The sequence below is a fragment of the Salegentibacter chungangensis genome, from assembly GCF_042678405.1.
Taxonomy (GTDB): Bacteria; Bacteroidota; Bacteroidia; order Flavobacteriales; family Flavobacteriaceae; genus Salegentibacter_A; species Salegentibacter_A chungangensis.
In genome coordinates this window covers 1,662,234-1,681,784 of sequence record NZ_JBHTLI010000001.1, presented here as the reverse complement: position 1 = coordinate 1,681,784, position 19,551 = coordinate 1,662,234, and the positions used below count along the sequence as shown (strand labels likewise).

Genomic DNA, 19,551 nt, shown 5'->3' with positions numbered 1-19,551 from the left:
CCCTTACTTAAGGCAGTAACTTTTGTTACAGATTCGGGTTTCTATGATACCGCTCATATTTGCTGTATAAAATTAAGACTTCCATTGTATTTTCAAAGCCTTAACAAGCCTAAAACCTTATAGTGTTAGAGTGCGTTAAAGTCTATGCCTTTAAAAGCTCTTCTTTTTATTTTTAAAGAAGAACAAAAAAATTGCATTATGAGTAAATTGAAATTGGAACACAAATTCGGCCTTGGCGGGGTAGCCATTGGCAATGGATTTAAAGACCTGAGCGATGTCCAGGCTGAAAAGACATTGGAAGCCGCCTGGGACGCAGGCCTCAGATATTATGACACTTCCCCCTGGTATGGGCTTGGATTAAGTGAAAGGAGGTTTGGCCATTTTCTTCATAACAAGAACCGGGATGAATATGTGCTATCCTCAAAAGTCGGCCGCTTACTCACAGCCACTCAGGGTGAATTGCCGGAAACCATCTGGATCAATCCTTCTCCTTTCAATTATACATACGATTATTCGGCAGAAGCTGCCAGAAGATCTGTTGAAGACAGTTTACAACGGCTTGGCGTCGAGCGGCTGGATTACGTATTTATTCACGATCTGTCTCCGGACCATAACGATGAATATGAAGACGGGGTAACCTGGGAAGACCATTTTGAAGTGGCCAGGAAAGGAGCGATGCCGGAACTGGCCAGAATGAAAAAAGAAGGCCTGATAAAAGGCTGGGGGCTTGGCGTGAACACCATAGAACCCATCCTGAAAACACTTGAAGTTGCTGAACCCGATGTTTTCCTCTCAGCTATACAATATTCCCTGGTAGAACATAAGGAATCCCTTGACCGACTATTTCCTGCCATAGAAAAAAGCGATGCCGCCCTTATAGTGGCCGCTCCCTTTAATGCAGGATTGCTATCTGGGCAGGGACGTTATAATTACAGCGGTACGATGCCTGAGGATATAGATGGGCGGTACAAAGCCATCGTAAAACTGGCCGACAAATATGAGGTAGACCTTGCCGCGGCTTCTATACAGTTCTCTTACGCTCCCGGGGTGGTAGATACGGTGCTGGCCGGAGCAAGCAGACCTGAACAGGTAAGAGAGAATTCCAGGGCTTTTGAAGTGAAGATTCCTTCAGAATTCTGGGCAGAATTAAAAGAAAAGGGCCTCATAGATGAGCGTGCAGAAACTCCGTAAGGAACATGCAATAGCCTATTTACAGCCTCCTGAACGAGGGAGGCTTTTTTAATGTAACAAAAGTTACAAAAGGAACCGTCTTCTTATTTTATATTTGGCCCAATGCAGATTAAGCTCTATCTACCAATATTTTTCCTGCTTATTTTCTCAGGGAAAATTCTGGTGTTAGATTCCGCCCTACAGTTTCTAGCTCCGGAAAGCCCTGAGTATTCTATACAAAAACCACTTTGTGAAAAAAGATGGTCAAAGAGGTCCCCCCAAACCTCTTCTTTACAACAGGAAAAAACTGCTACAAACCTGCTTATAATCCAAAATATTTGCCATCAGAATTTCTGGTTTGAAAAAACGCCTGAAACAGAGATTATTTTTATACCCAATTACAGGGAGTACCAATATTACTCTCCCTCCGTATTAGAGATCTACATCCCAAATATTTACCCGCCTCCAAAGCTGTTACAGACCGTATAAGACTCTGAAACATTCGGGAATATTCCCGGTCAATAAAAACAGCTTTACAAAATGAAATCAACAATTTTAGTAAGGTCCCGTTCTGTGCAGGTATTGCGCATTATGTTAAGCGGAATCTTCCTGGTAGCGAGTTTTAACCACCTGGTTAACCTTGAGAAAACGGTGAACCGCATACACCAGGCAAACTTTAAGGGAATCGCCCTGTTCTTCGGGGACCCTACTTTACTTGTGATCCTCTCGGGCATCGTGATGCTCCTGGCAGGATTCACTTTTCTGATAGGTTTTAAGACCCGCTGGTCAGCAATGGTGCTGGCCGCAGTGCTTATCCCTATCACCCTCACCATACAGGTGGGACAGATCACCACTCTTGGCCCGTTATTCAAGAACATCGCCATTCTGGGTGGCCTGTCATTTTTTATACTAAACGATTTTTCAAATTTTAAAAAAAGTATCATATGAAAACGATCATCTTAAGCAGTTTTGCAATAATCCTTAGCCTTTTCAGCACACAAGCACAGGCCCAGGAAAAACACGAAACAGAAAAACGCAACTATATAGTTCTTACCCGAAAGATTCCACAATTAAAACCCATTATCCTTACGGCCAAGAGCCTTGCAGAAGAAGATGGCCATCATTTTGGGGATTTTCAGGTAGTGGTTTGCGGAAAGACCGTAAGCGGACTTCAGGATAAGGAGAAAATGGCTCCTTACCTGGAAATGGCCGAAGAGGCAGGAGTGCATATAAAGGCCTGCGGATTCTCTCTTAAGAAATTCGAGACAGATCCCGACAAACTCCCTAAGGAGATAGAAGTGGTTAAGAACGGCTTGCTTCATAACTTCAGGCTTCAGAAGAAGGGGTACCTGAGCATTGAACTATAATAGAGTTTGCCCCAACCCAGGGCCCTGTCAGTTTTAAAAACTGACGGGGCCTTTTTTATTATCCTTATTGATTTTCAAAACCAACAAAAACCGATAACTTTGAAAAAAACACATTCACTATGAAATTCAAGCTTTTTGCCCTGTTTGCGATCCTTCTTAGCGCAGCTTCCCTCGCCCAGAATCCGGCGATAGATGTTCAGAAATACGAGTTCAGCCTGGAACTTACCGATGAGAACGATGTGATCTCAGGAATGGCCGGGATAGATTATGAGCTGAAACAGGACACTGACAGCCTTGTCTTCGACCTGGTTAGCCAGAATGAAGATGGCAAAGGAATGAAAGTAGACAGCATTCTGAGCAATGGAAAAAAGCTGCAGTTTGAACAAACAAAGGAAAAATTGAAGATAGTCACTCCCGATTCTTCAGAGGTGACCATCTTTTATCACGGGATCCCGCAGGACGGGCTTATAATAAGCCGGAACAAATACGGAGACCGCACCTTTTTCGGGGATAACTGGCCTAACCGCGCACATCACTGGCTGCCGGTGATCGACCACCCCTCAGACAAGGCTTATGTAGACTTTACGGTGACCGCACCTTCCCACTACCAGGTTGTGGCCAACGGAAGCCTGCTGGAGACCACCAATCTTGACGATAAGGTACTTTACCGCTATAGCAGCAGTGTACCGCTTCCCACAAAAGTAATGGTGATTGGCGTTGCCGAATTCGCAGTGGAACACCTTGAAGAAATAAACGACATCCCGGTTTCCAGCTGGGTCTACCCCGAGAATAAAAAAGAAGGCTTTTACGATTATGCACAGGCGAAGGAAGTGCTTCAGTTCTTTATGGAGAAGGTTGGGCCTTATCCTTACACTAAGCTTGCCAATGTGCAGTCTACCACCAGGTATGGAGGGATGGAAAATGCCAGCAACATCTTCTATTTCGAGAATTCGGTTACAGGAGAACGAACTTCAGAATTCCTTATCGCCCACGAGATCGCGCACCAGTGGTTTGGCGATTCTGCTTCTGAAAGTGACTGGTCTCATTTATGGTTAAGTGAAGGCTTTGCCACCTACCTTACCGATCTCTATGCAGAGCATACCTATGGAAAGGAGAAACTGAAGGAGAAGCTGAAGGAGGAGAAAGCCAAAGTAATAAGCTTCAGCAAAAAAGAAAAGACCCCGGTCATTGACACCACCCGGACTGATTACACCGAACTGCTGAACCCGAATTCCTACCAGAAAGGCGCCTGGTTCCTGCATATGCTTAGACGCAAAGTTGGGGACGAGAACTTTTGGGAAGCCATAAGGAAATACTACAATGACTATAAATTAAGCAATGCGACCACGGACGATCTTCTGGAAGTTTTTGAAGAAGTAAGCGAAGAAGAGCTGGGCAGTTTTTTTGACCAGTGGTTAAGACAGTACGGCCACCCGGTACTTTCCACAAGCTGGGAACACAAGAGTGGAAAAATAAATTTCGAAGTAAAACAGGCTCAAAAGAACAATTTCAGCTTTCCTTTGGAAATAAAGATCAGCTATGCCGATGGTTCTTCAGAAATGAAAACTTTGGAGATCACCAAAAAGCAGGAAAAATTCGAATTAGAATCGGCTAAAAAGTCGGTGAAAATAGAGCTTGACCCTGAAAGCAACCTGTTATACGAAGAAAAATAAGCTGCTGATTCTATTCGTAAAATTCACTGATCTCTCCGAGGCCCTTTCTTCCCATTTTGGGAACATAGGCCTCCTTTGAGGGATATCCCACAGGCAGGAGCAAAAAGGCCCGTTCATTCTTAGGCCTTTCCAGGACTTCGGTCAAAAAGTTCATCGGGCTTGGCGTATGGGTAAGGGTAACCAGCCCGGCATTATGAATGGCCGCGATCAGCATCCCGCAGGCAATGCCTACAGACTCATTCACATAGTAATTATTCTGCTTTTCGCCGTCCGGCCCCAGGTCGTAGGCTTTCTTACAAACCACGATCAGCCAGGGTGCGGTCTCAAGAAAAGCTTTGTTTTCATCAGTCCCGAAGATCTTCAGGTCTTCTTTCCAGCGCTCGCTCATCCGGTTCTCGTAATTCTCCTTCTCCTCTTTTTCCGCCGCCTCCCTGATCTTCGCCTTAAGTTCTGCCGAAGAGACCGCACAAAAGGTCCAGGGTTGCTTATGAGCTCCCGAAGGTGCCGTGCCGGCCGTCCTGATTATATTTTCTATCACCTCCTTAGCCACCGGCTTATCTGAAAACTCCCTTACCGATCGGCGTTTATCCATAAACCGGTAGAATTCCCGGCTGCGGTCCAGCATTTCGGCTGCCTCATAAGATTCAGCCCCGTAAGCTATGTGAGTAAACCCGTTTATAAGGATCTCCTTTTTCATTTTAAGTTTAGTTGAATTCGGCACAATCTTCCGAAGGGGTGTAGACACCAGCCGCCTGCTGATAAACAAGAGTGGCACCAAGATGCCCAACATAGGCCAGGTAACCCGAACCAACGGCAAGAGCAAGTACTATAACAAATTTCATTAGTTTCTTTCCGAAGAAGGAGATGTTGAAAAACCGGAGAATTTCGGCTAAGAGCGTTCCGGTAAATATCCAGGCGGTAAGAATAGCAAGATTTTCGTGATCCTTAAGAACGGTCGGGTCACATAATTCCCGGGAAACGATCCCGTCTGCCAGGTCACCCGTATACACCGCGATCCAGATCCCTGTCACCCCCAGGAGCAAGAGTATGCTCCCTCCGTTTATCCAGGTACTTGTACGAAATCTTAAAGCGATAAGCTTAAACAGAAAAGCGGTGAGCAATAATGCTATCGGAAAATGAACGGACAGAGGATGAAACACCTCTGTCCGCCAAAATTCTGGGATCTGGTCCATAATTATTCCAGGATTTTAACCGAAATAGGATCCAGACGTTTTCCTTTTTTCTCTACCTCAACCTCCACTTTCTGTCCTTCCTGAAGTGCAGAAAACTCTACATTATTACCGTCACGGGTAAGTTCGGTCTTCTCGGTAAAGTAAAGCTCCAGCGTCTTATTATCGGCCGTCTCTACATAGATCTCGGTCTTTTCCGCTTCCACTTCTTTCACCGTCCCTTCATAGGTTCCGGACTCTACCACGTCTGTACTCTCGCCACAGGCAAAGAACAACATAATGGCACTAAATGCTAAGGTCTTAAAAATCTTGTTTTTCATAGGATTGGTTTTTACTGTTTTAAACTCTCTTATGGCCTGTTACCGGCCAATTCCAGCTCCAAATTACTCAAAAGACGGCTTACATCAAAGGGAAAGCAAAAGAATTGCGCTCGCCACTGCCAATTATTCCTCCTTTCTGAAACTGCAGAAGGTGAAATTCTGGATCTTCTCTGAAGGGGTCTTATGGTCTACATTAATGCATTTCAGCATTTTAAAACCTTCCCTGAACAGCCCACTCATTTCTTCCTTTGAATACTGATGAATGAAAAGCCCGCTGCATTTTTCTGGGCCTTTCTCAGAAAAGGTCCCCAGCACCACATAACCTCCGGGCTTCACACCTTTTTTCAGGTTTTCCAGGTAGCTTTCAATTTTAGGTTCCTCGGTCAGGAAATGAAAAGCCGCCCGGTCGTGCCATACATCGTATTGCTCCTCAGGTTGAAATTCCGCAGCATCTGAAACGATCCAGGTCACTTTTCCGGCTTTCTCACCAAGGCGTTGCTTAGCCCGTTCAATGGCCTTTGCGGAAATATCGAGCACCGTAATATTGGTATAGCCTCTTTCCAGCAGATGATCTACCAGGAAGCTGTCGCCTCCACCCACATCTATGATCTTCGCATCTTTCTGAAGCCTGAAACCTTCAATAAAATCGAGGGAGGTTTCAGGGATTGGCTGATACCAGCTTACTTCGGTAAGTTTCTTTTTATCGTACACTTCTTCCCAGTGTTGCTTTCTGTCTTCCATTTCTTAAATTCTATTTTTTGAATATCTGGTTATCACGGTCAAAGACCTTGATCATTTTAAACGACCTCATCAGGTGGAACAATCCCGGTAAAATGATGGCTCCCCCAATTATAAGCGAAATCCCCAGCACCTGTATCACCGAATCGGGGGCCGTCTCGGCCAGCAGGCTCACCTCTTTTCCTGAGGTGATAATCACATACGGGAAATGCGCATAAAGTGCGGCAAAGATCACCAGCATCACCTGGGCTCCCGCCAGATACCTGCTCGCTACCTTATTCTCTTTCTTTATCGCCTTCCAGAGCGGAAAGAGTAAAACTGCCGAAATAAGGATCGACAATACCGATGTCGGATTGAAGATGAAGTCTTTTATGAATTCCACTTCGTTAACATACCCGTAAGCAATAAGCACAAAGCCTATAAACACGAGCAGAACGGTATAGATCTTCGATTTTCGGCTGTACATCTTCCTTACTTCCCCGTCACTTTCCCCAATGAGCAGCGTTGAAGCCATAAAGGCGCAAAGCGCGGCATAGAAAAGACCTACCAGAAGCCCGAAAATATTCAGCCAGGGTGCCATAAAGATCTGGTAAAAGGAATAATTTGAATAATCTTCGGTCATTACAATCTCCCCTCCTATAAGGGCTGCAAAGGACATCCCCAGGAAAACCGGGGTAATAAAGCTGGAGATCCTGAACATCCAGTTATACCAGTTCTGGGACTGGTCTACCACGGCATCATAATGCCTGAAGATAAAGGCCACCCCCCGCATCGTGATCCCTAGAAGCACCAGGGTTAACGGAACATGCAGGTAAATAATGATGATGTTGAAATACACCGGAAAAGCGATCCAGAGGATCACGATAAGGATGATAAGCCAGATATGGTTGGCTTCCCAAATGGGTCCCATCACCCGGTAAATGGTATCCCTGTTGATCTTCTTATTTTCCCTGGAAGAGAAAAGTTCAACGATGCCTGCACCAAAATCGGCGCCTCCCAGTAACACATACAGGAAGAAAGAGAATAGCGTAAAGAAAAGAACTACGTATATCATAACTAATCGTTGTCTGCATTAAGGGCTCTTATCTGGCGGCTCATCAGCCAGGTCACGGTAACGGCCAGGACAAAGTAAACCAAAACGTACATATAAAAGCTGAACTTCATTCCCGGCATTGGGGTCACCGCATCTTCGGTCCTCATAATTCCGTGGATGATCCAGGGTTGTCTACCCACTTCGGTCACCACCCAGCCGGCTTCTATGGCGATAAAGCCAAGAGGGGCCAGCAGCATAAAGAACCACCAGTACCATTTTGAATTGGTCCATTTTTTCTTTTTCAGGCTGAAGAAGAAGAGGAGCCCGGCAAGCATCAGCAGGGTTCCTATCCCCACCATAACCTGGAAGGCATAGTGTACTATGGCCACCGGCGGCAGTTCATCTTCAGGGAAATCGTTAAGCCCTTTCACCTCCGCATCAAAATCGCCAAAAGCCAGAAAAGAAAGGGCCTTTGGAACTTCAATCTTATAGTTCACCTCCTTCTTCTCTTCATCTACGATCCCGCCAATGAACAATGGCGCACCTTTTTCGGTCTCGTAATGCGCCTCCATCGCCGCCAGTTTCACCGGCTGCCGCTCGGCCACATCCTTAGCCGAAAGGTCCCCGCTTATTGGCTGCAGGATCGCGGCTATAGCCCCGAACCACAAGGCCATCTTAAAGGCCTTTTTATGAAGCTCGGGATTCTTTCCCCTGAGGATCTGAAAGGCGTGGATCCCTGCCACCCCGAAGCTGGTGGCCACAAAGGCCGCCAGGGTCATATGCAGAGCTTCGGTGAACCAGGCAGGATTAAGAAATGCTTTCACAGGATCTATATTGGTGAATTCCCCGTTTATGTAATCGAAACCCGACGGCGCGTTCATCCAGCCATTGGCCGAAACCACGAGGATGCCCGAGAGCACCCCGGCAACACCAATAATGATCCCGGTAAACCAATGGAATTTCTCCGGCAGTTTATCCCAGCCGTATAAATAGAAGCCCAGTGCTATCGCCTCCACAAAGAAGGCTGCGCCTTCCAGCGAGAACGGCATCCCGATAATGGGCCCCGCGTGCTTCATAAATTCAGGCCACAGGAGTCCAAGCTCAAAGGAGAGCGCGGTACCCGAGACGGCCCCGGTCACAAAGAAGATGGCCACTCCTTTTTGCCAGGCCTTGGTAAGTTTTAAGTAAACAGGATTTCGGGTATTCAGCCATTTTTTGTGAGAAACCACCATAAAGAAAGGCATTACCATCCCGATACAGGCGAAAATAATATGAAATCCGAGGGTGAAAGCCATCTGCAGACGGGCAAAGTCCAGATTTTCCATTCAGTATTCTATTTTGGGCTACCGCCTGAGAATCAGACGACAGATTACAGCTAATTTTTCCGTTTAAAATTAAGCAAAATAAGACGGACCCCGAGCGGCGTAAATGTTATAATTTCTGTAAAGAAATGGGCCTTTTACAGGGTAAGTTCCTTGTAGATAATATAGATCCCCATTACCAGCACGAACCATCCGAAAGCCTTCTTCAGCTTATGCCCGTTCACGAACTTACTCAAATAGACGCCTAAGAATATCCCGATAACCGAGAGGGCGGTAAAAGCGAGCAAGAACAGCCAGTCAACTTTAAGGTGGCCAAGGTCCCCTAGGAATCCCAGCAGCGAGTTGATCGCAATAATCAGCAGCGAAGTTCCCACGGCCTTTTTCATAGGCAGTCCTGCAAGTATCACAAGAATAGGGATAATAATGAAGCCTCCTCCGGCACCCACCAGCCCGGTAATAAGCCCCGTGAGCAGCCCCAGGGGTATGAGCAGCGCTAAATTCGTTTCTTTTTTCTCTTCCTGGGAAGGTTTGGAAGCCAGTAATTTCTCTTTATCGACGATCATAGAGAACGAAGCTGCCAGCATCAGGATAGCGAAAAAGAGCATAATCCCGATATCCCTGGTAAGGGTGAACCCGTTAAAACTAATGATCTCTTCGGGGATTGCCGGCACGATGAACCTCCTGGTACTGTATACAGAAAGCACGGCAGGGATTGCGAAAGCCAGGGCGGTCTTAAAGCCGACCAGGCCTTTCTGCAGGTTCTTTCCGGCTCCCACCAGGGAAGCCGAACCTACCACGAATAAAGAGTAAGCTGTTGCCGTTACAGGATTTAAGGCCAGCAGGTAGACCATTACAGGTACGGTAAGGATGGAGCCTCCGCCGCCGATCAGGCCTAATACCAACCCGATCATTAATGCGCCTGCATATCCTAGTATTTCCAGTAACTCCATTTAGTGCTTTTTAATTCGCTGCAAAAGTACCGGGTTCATAGAGCTTTTACAGTAACATGAGTTACACTAAAGATCAATGACCTTAATGCTGTTGCGTTGCAGTTCGATCTTCTTATCGATCTCCAGTTTTTTCAGCAGGCGCGAGATCACCACCCTGGAGGTATGAAGGTCGTAAGCGATCTGCTGGTGCGTGATCTGGAGGTTAGGGCTCTGGTTGATCTTCGCCTTATCCTGCAGGTAGCGCATAAGGCGCTCATCCATATTTAAAAAGGCGATGGTATCTATGGTATCCAGCATCTCGGTTAACCGCGTATGATAGCTTTCAAAGACAAAATTCCTCCAGCTTTTATAACGCGAGGTCCACTCTTCCATTTTCTCGATCGGGATCATAATAAGCTTGGTATCGCGTTCGGCTACGGCGCGGATCTCACTTTTGGTCATCCCCAGGCAGCAGGAAAGCGTCATTGCGCAGGTGTCGCCACGTTCCAGGAAATAAAGCAAGAGCTCGTCCCCATCTTTGTCTTCACGCATAATCTTAATGGCCCCTTCCAGCAGGAGCGGCATATTCTTGACGTAATCGCCTATCTCGATGATCTTCTCCCCTTCCTTCACGGTTTTCAGGGTACCGTATTTCGAGATCTCTTCTATGAGTTCATCCTCAAAAACAAAATGGTAAGCTTCTTTAAGTTCCTCTAACATGCGGTGAATTTTTACGGAAAGTAAAATTAAGATTTAAATTGAAATAAGAAACCCTGAAGCAAAGGATTTGTGAAAGGGCGGCTCAGGGCGCTCCAAAGAAAAAGGCTTCAGCCGGTCTTACAAAGCAACCGGCCAAAGCCTTAAGCTATTATTTTTTAAGGACTTTAGTACAGCACCCTGAACTTGATGGTGCCTTCTATGCCCTTCAGCTCCTTGATCACATCGGCATTATATTCCTTGTCGATATCGGTGATCACGTAACCCACGGTCTCGTTGGTCTTAAGGTACTGGCCTACGATATTGATGTCGTGAGCGGCGAGTATCCTGTTGATATGGGCGATGATCCCCGGTTTGTTATGGTGAATATGGATAAGCCTGTGCGCGTTCTCGAGCGTTGGCAGTTGCAGGTTCGGGAAGTTCACCGAGTTGGTGGTGCTCCCCGTATTGATGTATTCTATGATCTTACCCGGCACGAAGTTCCCGATATTCTCCTGGGCTTCCTCGGTGCTTCCGCCAATATGCGGCGTAAGGATAAGGTTAGGCAGGCCTCTAAGCGGCGACTGGAATTCCTCGTTGTTGGTCTTCGGCTCTTTCGGGAACACGTCTACCCCTGCCCCTCTTATGTGGCCGGATTCCATATGTTTCTTCAGCGCGTCTACGTCCACCACCTGCCCGCGGGCAAGGTTCAGGAAAATAGCGCCTTCTTTCATCTGGCTGAATTCCCTGTTGCCTATCAGGTTCCTGTTCTGTTCGCGGCCGTCTACGTGCAGGGTCACGATATCCACTTTCTCGAGCAACTCCTGAAGGCTGTTGCACTTGGTGGCGTTCCCCAAAGCGAGTTTCTCCACCAGGTCGTAATAATACACGTCGAAACCGATGGCTTCAGCCACTACCGAAAGCTGGGCCCCTATGTTCCCGTAGCCCACGATCCCGAGCTTCTTACCACGCACCTCGTTGCTGCCTTTTGCCGATTTGTTCCATTTTCCCTGGTGCATTTCAGAGATACGGTCGGGCAGGTTACGCGTTAAAAGGATGATCTCGCCTATGGCCAGCTCCACCACAGAACGGGTGTTGCTGAAAGGCGCGTTAAAGACCGCCACCCCTCTTTTTAAGCAGGCTTCCAGGTCTATCTGGTTGGTCCCTATACAGAAGGCGCCCACGGCAATAAGCCTGTTGGCATTCTGCAGCACCTTCTCGGTGAGTTGTGTTTTGGAACGTATCCCGAGCACGGAAACGTCCTTTATCTTTTCGGCGAGCTCCTCTTCGTCCAGTGCGCCGGAAACGGTGGTCACGTTGTAGCCCTCATTTTTCATAATGGCCACGGCATCTTCGTGCACGTTCTCCAGCAAGAGCACCTTGATCCTGTTCTTGGGATAGGAAATGGCTTTGTTCATTTTATGAAGGTAAAGGAATTCGTCCAGGCTTGGCGTGATATGGTCGGCTTTTTCAAGGATGTTGTCGCGCTTCACGTTCTCGGTAAAGGCGTAGAACTTATTGGCCAGGCCGGCCGCCTTGATCTCATAATCGGTATAGCCGTCGCCTATCACATACACATCGCCTTTAAGCTCCAGGCGCTTCAGCTGCTCCACCTTCCCGTTGTTGGAAGAAAGCACGTTGTCGTGGTCAAAGCCCACGATATGGCCATTCTCGTCAAAGACAAAGGTATTGGCAAAGACGTTTTCCTCCTTAAGCCCGTATTCCTTCACGATGGGCACGATGAACTCCTTAAAGCCGTTGGAGATGATGTAGATGCGGTCGCGGTTCTCGGTGAAGAAGGTCTCGTTCCTTACAAAGGATACCGAAACGCGGTCTTTCAGGTTCTCGATAAGCGGCTCGAGGTGTACCTCCTGCGCCTCCAGCAGCTCCAGTCTTTTCTGAAGCGACTCGCGGAAAGCCAGGTCGCCCCCCATCCCGCGGTCGGTAAGATCGCGCAGTTCCTGCAGTTTCTCGTCCCTTTTCTCGTGGCCCGCAAGAGAGATCTCGCCCAGCACGTCCAGGGCTTCCACCTGCGTAAAGGTGCTGTCGAAATCTATCACAAAATGTCTGTTATCTCCCATAATTCTTTTAGCTGAAGTTATGCCAAAGCTAAGTCTTTTTGAAGCATTAAAAAACAGCTTTAGGCCACAAAAAAACGCCGATTGGGATATTCTTAAAATATGGGCTTAAAAATTTAAAAAGCTGAATTTTAAGGCTGGTTTTAAACGATTTTATTAGATGAAATCACAGCCGGAAAGAAATTTTATGTGCCGGGCAGGCCGGAATTTTGCGCCTACCCCAAAAAGGGGATTTTTCCCCTTATTAAGAATTGTGAAGGGAAAAGGCTACAATCTCTTAACATAATTTTATAACTTTAGGAGCGCTAAAAATTACGGCTTGTTGTCTCGCAGATTTTAGGCAAGAGCTTAAGGCTTTTGAGCATATAACAAGTTGACTTTAATTTATTGTGAATAAATAGTTTATATTTTTTTTAGCCTTAAACGTTAATCATTAGTAGTTTTACAATAAATCCGAAAAAAATGGAAAAAATTCCAACTGCAAAGATTATTGAGTTTAGAAGAAAGAAGACTGATAGCTCAAAGTTGACTCTTGTCAATAATTTAAAAAAACCACGAGAAAAAAAAGAAAATTCTGATGGTGGAAATTATTGGACTACTTCGATTAGCTCGATTAGCCAATATTACAAAGAGGATGGGCAAGATATTATTTTAGATAAAATAGATGATCTATTAGGTCGACACGATCTGGCAAATGCCAAAATATCCAAAATTATGTATCAAAGAAATATCGAAATACTCCATAATTTTGAAGATTTTGATTTTGATTCTTTTAGACCAAGTTCGAAGATTACATACATATCTAAACCAGTTGATAAATCAGTTATCAATATTTCAGGAGTACCTATTCAAGTTAGGCCACAACACGTTTACACTTATGAAGAAAATAATATTAAAAAAATTGGTGCAATATGGTTTATCGCTAAAAAAGATGGTTTCGAGACAGCAGAAATTGGAATATTTACAGAAGCCTTATTTGAATATTTAGAAATAAATCATTCAAAAGAATATGAAATTGATCCAAATTATTGTATTGCTTTAGATGTTACCAATTTAATTGATGTTAGACAGGATCAAATATTTGAAGGTAGTGTACCATCATTGCTCAATTCCAGTGTAGAAGCAATAAAAAAATTACTTTAGTAAATAAACTACAGCCAACAAAGGTTAACCCAAATTCGCGGTAACCGACAAAATTTGACTAATTTTAGAAACTAACCTGATCCAAAACCCGCGGACAAATCCTAACGGATTAACCCGCTCCACTTGTGTTAACCGAGACAGTTGTAGCCAATTTTAAAAATATAAATGTCTTTACCAAAAAAGCACTACTTAGAAACCAAAAAACTTCTAAAAAAAATTCCAAAGTCAAAAATTTCTAAATGGCTTTTGGAAGAAGGGTATTATCCAGAACCATATGTTGTTCCCCCATCATTCGAAATACAAAAATTTGAATTAAATAATAATCCCTTTTATGAGGTAGATAATTCAGGTGCTCAACCAAAATTTGATCCTGATAGAAATGATCTTGTAAATGTATCATTTCCAAAAACTCAACTAACGAATAGAACCTTTGGGATCATTGCCCCAAAAATATATCACGATTTAGTTTGGTATATAATGAATGAATGGGATTTAGTAATTAAAACCCTATTTCGTTCTACGAATAAAATTTACTCTTATAGTTTTCCTATACCTGTATCCAAAAAGAATGAAGGCGATTTAGGTCATTTACGTGCAGGAAGAATGATCTATGAATTCTTAGAAATGGCAGAAAATGATTTAGTTGCTGAAGCTTATAATTATAAGTACATTCTCAAAACAGATATTAAAAACTTCTATCCTTCGATTTATACTCATAGTATAGCTTGGGCTATTCACACTAAAAAACTTATTAGAACAAAAGGAAATAGAACTAATTACAATAAGTTCTTAGGCCTCAAGTTAGATAGGTTAGTTCAAAATTCTAATGATGGTTGTACTAATGGAATTGCAATAGGTCCTGCGATATCGGATATAATTGCAGAACTTGTATTAAGTGCAGTAGATAACGATACATCTAAAATAATTGATTCAAAGAAAATTGACTTTTTAGGAGTAAGATTTAAAGATGACTATAGATTTCTATGCCATTCAAAGGAAGATGCAAATGTCATCATCAAGACTTTACAAAAACAAATGGCACAGTATAACCTTACTTTGAATGAAAGTAAATCGAATATTGAAGAATTACCAGAAGGGTTATTTCGAGAATGGACTGCAGATTTTCAACCTTTTTCCATTCGCTATCGAAATAAGATTAATTACAAGAAATTTGAAAGTTCGCTAAGAGGCACATTGAAGGTCGATAAAAAACATGAAGGTACTGGAGTCGTTGATAGATTTTTAAGTGAACTCACAACAAACAAAAATGTTTTAAAATTCGATTTCAAAGAAAAAGATTTAGAAAAGGCTATTAGCTTATTACTCTTATTGAAAGAAAGAAGAAATAAATCATTTCCTCAAATCTTAGGAGTTATTGAAAAAATCATTCGGAATAATAAAGGCAAGCCAAAGATTTTAAGTAAGATTAATTCCATTATCAAAAATACTATCAACGAAAAATTGAAAAATATTGAAGAGAATGAATATGATCTAATTTGGCTAATCTATTTTGTGAAATCATTGAATCTATTTCCAATCAAATTTCCCAAAAAAATAAAATCACCACTCATTAAAAGCTTAAAAGCAAATAGAACTGAGTTTTTTAAACCAATTCCACCTGACATAAAATTATTTGTTACCATTAAAAAACCTGGAAAAAACAAGGAATTATTAGATCACTTAGCACTATTTAAGAATAACATTTAAAACTGGCTACTACATCGGTTCATCCCCAACAGGCGACACCGTTAGAAAAAAATAATTAACCTGACCCACAAACCGGGTCTAAACGCTAATAGTACTCCCCTGCTTCACAGCTTATATTAGCCGGGACCGTTAAAAAACAACCAAGCCAAACATGAGAAAATTTTTAAAAGGATTTATAGTCCTGCTTACATTAACTCTAATAAGCTGTTCTAAAGATGACAGTTCAGCCAACATCAAGAACGGATTTTTAGTCGGGAACACTTTTTTTGAAACAGATCAGATCCTGGCAGAAAAATGTTGTACAGTTGGTTCCGGTTTGCAGAAATACTCCATTGATATTTTTACTCTGGACGAAAACAATGCTAATGGGAATGGGTATAATCAATTTGATCATTTAGCCAGCTTCTATTTATATACCGGTGACGAGGAGAACTTACAATTGGTTTCCGGGACCTATACCACTAATAACTCAGCTTATAATTCATTCGTTATCGATGGGCACGATTATATAGAATTCAGGGATAATGCATTAGCTTCTGGTTCACGGGAATTAGCATCTTCTCCAGGCTGGTATAATGACAATACTTTTCAATCCGGAAGTGTTACTATAAATTCAATAACCTCAGAACTGAACGAATATGACGAGTATATAGTCACCCATATAGATCTTGATTACAAGTTCAGGATTGACAATATAAATGTTGTAGGTAATTATAGCGGACCTGTTGAATTGTCTGATCCTACAGATTCCCCATACTAAAAATTTATTAGCTACACCCAGAGTAAATAGCCGAAACCGTTAGAAAGAAAATTATTAACTTGACCCACAAACCAGATCTAAAGCGACAAGGTTGCAGCCCCAAGCTTGCAACTTATAACAGTCGGGATCTTTACGCCCCGTTCAAGCAATAAATTAATAAAGAATGACCAGATTAATTAAAACCACTGAATTAATTATCTTTTTATTCATCAGTTTATGTTCTTTTTCCCAGGAAGATACCGGATGGAAAACAATATTAAATGAAGAGTTCAATAACAATTATAATGGATGGCACACTGAATCGAGTGAATTAAGGTATGCCCAGATATCCAACGGTCAGCTTATCGACAGATTTTCCAATGAAGGCTATGTTCAGGCAAACAGGATTCCAATTGATTTAAACTATTCGAAAGATTACAAAATCTCTTTCTCATTCGCTAACCTAAATGGGGATGCAAGTAAAAAATATCGCGTTTACCATAAAAGAAATAACGGGAAACTTAAAGAAGGCTGGGAAAACAATCCTGTATGGGGCTTTGTATGGGGATTTAAAGATTGGAATAATTATAATACTATCCTGTTTTATAACAGTCGGGAGTATAACACTTATGCCTCAGGAAATTATATATATTCCACTTCGGTAAAAATTTTATATAAATCCGGTGGTGAAACCACCACTCTAAAAGATTGGACAAAATACCAGTACGTTGGTTCAAATGATTTTAGTATTACCATTGAAAAGTACGGCGGTAATTCTGTAAGGATTTACACCGGAGATAATATACTATATGCTTATACAGGTGGTGTATTCCAATGGTATGGTGATAAAATAGGACCTTATATTGGTGCTGGCGCGAAGGTAGCTTTGGATTATGTATTCGTCACTGAAAAGGGTGAACATCCGAACACTTCCTGGAATGAATATTCTTTAAAATCTCACTGGGACGGGAATGGAGCGAATCTAATAGAGGGTATTTATGAGAATTCCGCCAGATCTGAAAACTCGCCAAAGTACAAATTGGGATTAATAAAGGAAGACAATGACTACAGACTGGTTTATTTAGGTGGTGCTGAAAATCCCGGATGGAAAATTGGAGATATAAAAGCTTACTTAACTAAAACTGCTACACCCAACCTTTATAAGGTAAAGTATTTTATGGGTGATAAAACAATTAATGAAGATCTGTATATTAGTTTTGAAAATGGCCTGATGAAAATAATTTGGCCGGACAGACAAGAAAATTTATACATAAAATTATATCCCACCTCAAGTGATAATATTAACTCGATAGGGAGTGAGAAATCTTCGGGAACAGGTTTCGCTTTATCTTCAAATGGATATATAGTTACTAATCATCACGTGACAAATGGAGCTTCGAGTATTAAAGTACGAGGTGTTAAAGGAAATTTCTCGAAAACCTATAAGGCTAAGGTGATTATTGAAGACAAAAATAATGACCTATCGATTATTAAGATTGATGACCCCAGTTTTACAAACCTTGGAATTTTACCTTACACCATAAATAGTGATATAGCCGATGCAGGAAAATCTGTTTATGCTCTTGGATATCCACTAAGGGCGACAATGGGTGATGAAGTAAAACTAACCGATGGAATAATCAGTTCTAAATCGGGATTTCAAGGGGATATAACTTCTTACCAAATAACTGTACCAATTCAACCGGGAAATAGTGGTGGCCCTTTATTCGATTCCAATGGGAGTATTGTTGGGATTATTAATGCTAAACATATTGGAGCGGAAAACGCATCTTACGCAATAAAAACAAGCTATTTAATGAACCTGATTCAGGTAATGAACACAACTCCTAATCTGCCAAAGACGAACACTATTTCAGGCAAAAGTCTATCAGAACAGGTTAAGTATTTGAAAGAATTTATTTATATAATTGAAATAAACTAAAAAAATTGGCATTACAGTGGCTATCACAAATAGTTAGCCGCCTAAGCAAGAAAACAATTAACTAAACCAACAACCCAGGTCTAAGCTCATATAATCTCCCTGCTTCACAGCTTATATTAGCCGGGACCGTTATAACAATTAAAAGCCTGATTACATGAAAAAAATAATCCTTTTTACGTTCCTTCTTATTTCGGCCTTTCAAACAATTAAGGCCCAGGAAAAAGATGAATTCGAATTACTGACCTCCGGGAAGTGGCATCTTGAATATGTGGAAATGGCAGGACAAAAAATGGAACTGCCCGCCGAGATGCAAAAAAATAACTGGGTCATATTTCATCCGGACGGAAAACAGGAAGGTATGGAAGAAGGCCATAAGTATACAGGGAAGTGGGAATATGACAGATCTGAAAAGATCATTCGTACAGACGATCTGGATGGCAGGACCGATCAAAAACTTATCTCGGTAAGCGAAAATAAATTGATTGTTTCGGTAAAGGAACAAGGCGCTGAAATGATAATGGGAATGAGAAAATAGTCCCGCGAAAATGCTGCATCCATACTCCGCAGTTTATATTAGCCGGGAGCGTTAAAAAATTTCAACCAGAGAGCATTCAAAAAGAAAACATAAGATCAAGGTTTTAAAAACATACCCGGTTCTGAGTTTTATAGGTATCACTCTTCTTCTCACTTATGGAGTTGGAATTCCTTTTAATATGTGGATTTCTCAAAATGTGAAATTACCTCAACCACTTGATATTTATGTAGCTCGGTTGGTAACAATACTGTCACCCGGAATCAGTGCCCTGATTTTAATGAGGGCCAATAAAGAAAAGATCGAATTAAAAAGATTCCTTCCTAAAAGAGACCTGAAATATATTTATTTGCTTATACCTCTGCTAAGCTTAGGGATCTCTGTTATCTCAATGATCCTCGCCGGTATTTCAACTGATTTAATACTTGGAGTGCTTCAAAACAATTGGGAACAACTTATTATTCATCTTTTCTTACAAATCCTGATAATCGGGATGGGAGAAGAAACGGGATGGAGAGGCTGGTTATTACCAAATGTGAATAAAAGATATTCTCTGTTAAAAACTATGTTTTTTGTTTTAATGATCTGGACTTTATGGCACTTTCCGATCCTGTTTGAAAGCAGTGAAATTCTGATCCCCTGGTTACTTGTAATCACGGGAGCAACAATAATACTGACCTGGGTCTGGAAAAAATTTGGAAATAATATTTTACTTTTTGCAGTAATACACGGGTCGATAAACTATCCCCAGTTCTTTTGGGACAACCAGGGGAATAAAATTGAAGCTCAGCTCTTAATAAAGAGCTGGGAGGTTTCAGGTTATTTTTACTTTACTATTGGAATTGTTCTTCTTATTTCAATGCATAAAATTCTTCAAACTAAGTACAAACCCCATAGCCCGGGGAACAAGAGTTCGTCGCAAACAGGCAGCAGCCTTATAAAAAATTAAGTATCTTATCCTGCAAATCGGAC

At 42.4% G+C, this 19,551-nt stretch carries 19 protein-coding genes; 10 read left to right on the top strand and 9 right to left on the bottom strand.

What is annotated here, in order from left to right; genetic code table 11:
- The first annotated feature begins 198 nt into the window (after window positions 1-198).
- The 4 genes from ACFQ3Q_RS07675 to ACFQ3Q_RS07660 all read left to right on the top strand — a co-directional run bounded on the left by ACFQ3Q_RS07675 (window position 199) and on the right by ACFQ3Q_RS07660 (window position 4,210).
- A complete protein-coding gene (locus tag ACFQ3Q_RS07675) occupies window positions 199-1,191 on the top strand; it encodes an aldo/keto reductase (protein WP_380744511.1) in 993 nt (330 codons plus the stop codon).
- Between the two features lie 519 nt (window positions 1,192-1,710).
- Entirely contained in the window at window positions 1,711-2,118 is a 408-nt protein-coding gene (locus ACFQ3Q_RS07670) for a DoxX family protein (protein WP_380744509.1), read from the top strand.
- Window positions 2,115-2,537, top strand: a complete 423-nt coding sequence (locus ACFQ3Q_RS07665; RefSeq protein WP_380744507.1) for a DsrE family protein — start codon at window positions 2,115-2,117, stop codon at window positions 2,535-2,537. Before ACFQ3Q_RS07670 ends, ACFQ3Q_RS07665 begins: the two co-directional genes overlap by 4 nt.
- 119 nt (window positions 2,538-2,656) lie before the next feature.
- Window positions 2,657-4,210 carry a M1 family metallopeptidase gene (locus ACFQ3Q_RS07660; protein WP_380744505.1) on the top strand — a complete coding sequence of 518 codons (1,554 nt, stop codon included), beginning with the start codon at window positions 2,657-2,659 and terminating at the stop codon, window positions 4,208-4,210.
- A gap of 10 nt (window positions 4,211-4,220) precedes the next feature.
- Here the strand turns inward: ACFQ3Q_RS07660 and ACFQ3Q_RS07655 are convergent, their stop codons facing one another.
- The 9 genes from ACFQ3Q_RS07655 to serA form a co-directional block, all read right to left on the bottom strand.
- Window positions 4,221-4,907, bottom strand: coding sequence for a nitroreductase family protein (locus tag ACFQ3Q_RS07655; protein ID WP_380744503.1), 687 nt, complete (start codon window positions 4,905-4,907; stop codon window positions 4,221-4,223).
- A 7-nt stretch (window positions 4,908-4,914) separates the two neighbouring features.
- Window positions 4,915-5,403: a DUF2231 domain-containing protein gene (locus ACFQ3Q_RS07650; protein WP_380744502.1), complete on the bottom strand. Its 489-nt coding sequence runs from the start codon at window positions 5,401-5,403 to the stop codon at window positions 4,915-4,917.
- A gap of 2 nt (window positions 5,404-5,405) precedes the next feature.
- The gene (locus tag ACFQ3Q_RS07645) at window positions 5,406-5,720 is read right to left on the bottom strand and encodes a hypothetical protein (RefSeq protein WP_380744500.1); all 315 of its coding nucleotides are present in this window, start codon (window positions 5,718-5,720) and stop codon (window positions 5,406-5,408) included.
- 123 nt (window positions 5,721-5,843) lie between these two features.
- Window positions 5,844-6,461: a class I SAM-dependent methyltransferase gene (locus tag ACFQ3Q_RS07640; protein ID WP_380744498.1), complete on the bottom strand. Its 618-nt coding sequence runs from the start codon at window positions 6,459-6,461 to the stop codon at window positions 5,844-5,846.
- A 10-nt stretch (window positions 6,462-6,471) separates the two neighbouring features.
- Entirely contained in the window at window positions 6,472-7,512 is a 1,041-nt protein-coding gene (locus tag ACFQ3Q_RS07635) for a cytochrome d ubiquinol oxidase subunit II (RefSeq protein WP_380744496.1), read from the bottom strand.
- A gap of 2 nt (window positions 7,513-7,514) precedes the next feature.
- Entirely contained in the window at window positions 7,515-8,816 is a 1,302-nt protein-coding gene (locus ACFQ3Q_RS07630) for a cytochrome ubiquinol oxidase subunit I (protein ID WP_380744494.1), read from the bottom strand.
- A gap of 134 nt (window positions 8,817-8,950) precedes the next feature.
- Window positions 8,951-9,763 carry a sulfite exporter TauE/SafE family protein gene (locus tag ACFQ3Q_RS07625; RefSeq protein WP_380744493.1) on the bottom strand — a complete coding sequence of 271 codons (813 nt, stop codon included), beginning with the start codon at window positions 9,761-9,763 and terminating at the stop codon, window positions 8,951-8,953.
- Between the two features lie 66 nt (window positions 9,764-9,829).
- Complete coding sequence (locus ACFQ3Q_RS07620; RefSeq protein WP_380744491.1) at window positions 9,830-10,462, bottom strand: Crp/Fnr family transcriptional regulator; 633 nt, start codon at window positions 10,460-10,462, stop codon at window positions 9,830-9,832.
- Between the two features lie 164 nt (window positions 10,463-10,626).
- Complete coding sequence (serA, locus tag ACFQ3Q_RS07615; RefSeq protein ID WP_380744490.1) at window positions 10,627-12,519, bottom strand: phosphoglycerate dehydrogenase; 1,893 nt, start codon at window positions 12,517-12,519, stop codon at window positions 10,627-10,629.
- A 459-nt stretch (window positions 12,520-12,978) separates the two neighbouring features.
- Between serA and ACFQ3Q_RS07610 the strand changes: the two genes are divergently transcribed.
- The 6 genes from ACFQ3Q_RS07610 (at window position 12,979) to ACFQ3Q_RS07585 (ending at window position 19,528) form a co-directional block, all read left to right on the top strand.
- Window positions 12,979-13,659 (top strand): hypothetical protein, encoded by a 681-nt coding sequence (locus tag ACFQ3Q_RS07610; protein ID WP_380744488.1) that lies wholly within the window; start codon window positions 12,979-12,981, stop codon window positions 13,657-13,659.
- 165 nt (window positions 13,660-13,824) lie between these two features.
- Complete coding sequence (locus ACFQ3Q_RS07605; protein WP_380744486.1) at window positions 13,825-15,366, top strand: RNA-directed DNA polymerase; 1,542 nt, start codon at window positions 13,825-13,827, stop codon at window positions 15,364-15,366.
- A gap of 151 nt (window positions 15,367-15,517) precedes the next feature.
- Window positions 15,518-16,126 carry a hypothetical protein gene (locus ACFQ3Q_RS07600; protein WP_380744484.1) on the top strand — a complete coding sequence of 203 codons (609 nt, stop codon included), beginning with the start codon at window positions 15,518-15,520 and terminating at the stop codon, window positions 16,124-16,126.
- Between the two features lie 163 nt (window positions 16,127-16,289).
- Entirely contained in the window at window positions 16,290-18,047 is a 1,758-nt protein-coding gene (locus ACFQ3Q_RS07595) for a S1C family serine protease (RefSeq protein ID WP_380744482.1), read from the top strand.
- Between the two features lie 154 nt (window positions 18,048-18,201).
- Window positions 18,202-18,582: a hypothetical protein gene (locus ACFQ3Q_RS07590; RefSeq protein ID WP_380744480.1), complete on the top strand. Its 381-nt coding sequence runs from the start codon at window positions 18,202-18,204 to the stop codon at window positions 18,580-18,582.
- 277 nt (window positions 18,583-18,859) lie between these two features.
- Window positions 18,860-19,528, top strand: coding sequence for a CPBP family intramembrane glutamic endopeptidase (locus ACFQ3Q_RS07585; RefSeq protein WP_380744478.1), 669 nt, complete (start codon window positions 18,860-18,862; stop codon window positions 19,526-19,528).
- The last annotated feature ends 23 nt before the right edge of the window (window positions 19,529-19,551 follow it).

What these genes read in the sequence shown, in the direction of transcription:
- ACFQ3Q_RS07625 (WP_380744493.1), bottom strand. Translation starts at nt 9,763, where the DNA reads ATGGAGTTACTGGAAATACTAGGATATGCAGGCGCATTAATGATCGGG.
- ACFQ3Q_RS07670 (WP_380744509.1), top strand. Translation starts at nt 1,711, where the DNA reads ATGAAATCAACAATTTTAGTAAGGTCCCGTTCTGTGCAGGTATTGCGC.
- ACFQ3Q_RS07665 (WP_380744507.1), top strand. Translation starts at nt 2,115, where the DNA reads ATGAAAACGATCATCTTAAGCAGTTTTGCAATAATCCTTAGCCTTTTC.
- ACFQ3Q_RS07595 (WP_380744482.1), top strand. Translation starts at nt 16,290, where the DNA reads ATGACCAGATTAATTAAAACCACTGAATTAATTATCTTTTTATTCATC.
- ACFQ3Q_RS07620 (WP_380744491.1), bottom strand. Translation starts at nt 10,462, where the DNA reads ATGTTAGAGGAACTTAAAGAAGCTTACCATTTTGTTTTTGAGGATGAA.
- serA (WP_380744490.1), bottom strand. Translation starts at nt 12,519, where the DNA reads ATGGGAGATAACAGACATTTTGTGATAGATTTCGACAGCACCTTTACG.
- ACFQ3Q_RS07645 (WP_380744500.1), bottom strand. Translation starts at nt 5,720, where the DNA reads ATGAAAAACAAGATTTTTAAGACCTTAGCATTTAGTGCCATTATGTTG.
- ACFQ3Q_RS07610 (WP_380744488.1), top strand. Translation starts at nt 12,979, where the DNA reads ATGGAAAAAATTCCAACTGCAAAGATTATTGAGTTTAGAAGAAAGAAG.
- ACFQ3Q_RS07600 (WP_380744484.1), top strand. Translation starts at nt 15,518, where the DNA reads ATGAGAAAATTTTTAAAAGGATTTATAGTCCTGCTTACATTAACTCTA.
- ACFQ3Q_RS07650 (WP_380744502.1), bottom strand. Translation starts at nt 5,403, where the DNA reads ATGGACCAGATCCCAGAATTTTGGCGGACAGAGGTGTTTCATCCTCTG.
- ACFQ3Q_RS07675 (WP_380744511.1), top strand. Translation starts at nt 199, where the DNA reads ATGAGTAAATTGAAATTGGAACACAAATTCGGCCTTGGCGGGGTAGCC.
- ACFQ3Q_RS07585 (WP_380744478.1), top strand. Translation starts at nt 18,860, where the DNA reads ATGAGGGCCAATAAAGAAAAGATCGAATTAAAAAGATTCCTTCCTAAA.
- ACFQ3Q_RS07635 (WP_380744496.1), bottom strand. Translation starts at nt 7,512, where the DNA reads ATGATATACGTAGTTCTTTTCTTTACGCTATTCTCTTTCTTCCTGTAT.
- ACFQ3Q_RS07660 (WP_380744505.1), top strand. Translation starts at nt 2,657, where the DNA reads ATGAAATTCAAGCTTTTTGCCCTGTTTGCGATCCTTCTTAGCGCAGCT.
- ACFQ3Q_RS07640 (WP_380744498.1), bottom strand. Translation starts at nt 6,461, where the DNA reads ATGGAAGACAGAAAGCAACACTGGGAAGAAGTGTACGATAAAAAGAAA.
- ACFQ3Q_RS07630 (WP_380744494.1), bottom strand. Translation starts at nt 8,816, where the DNA reads ATGGAAAATCTGGACTTTGCCCGTCTGCAGATGGCTTTCACCCTCGGA.
- ACFQ3Q_RS07655 (WP_380744503.1), bottom strand. Translation starts at nt 4,907, where the DNA reads ATGAAAAAGGAGATCCTTATAAACGGGTTTACTCACATAGCTTACGGG.
- ACFQ3Q_RS07605 (WP_380744486.1), top strand. Translation starts at nt 13,825, where the DNA reads ATGTCTTTACCAAAAAAGCACTACTTAGAAACCAAAAAACTTCTAAAA.
- ACFQ3Q_RS07590 (WP_380744480.1), top strand. Translation starts at nt 18,202, where the DNA reads ATGAAAAAAATAATCCTTTTTACGTTCCTTCTTATTTCGGCCTTTCAA.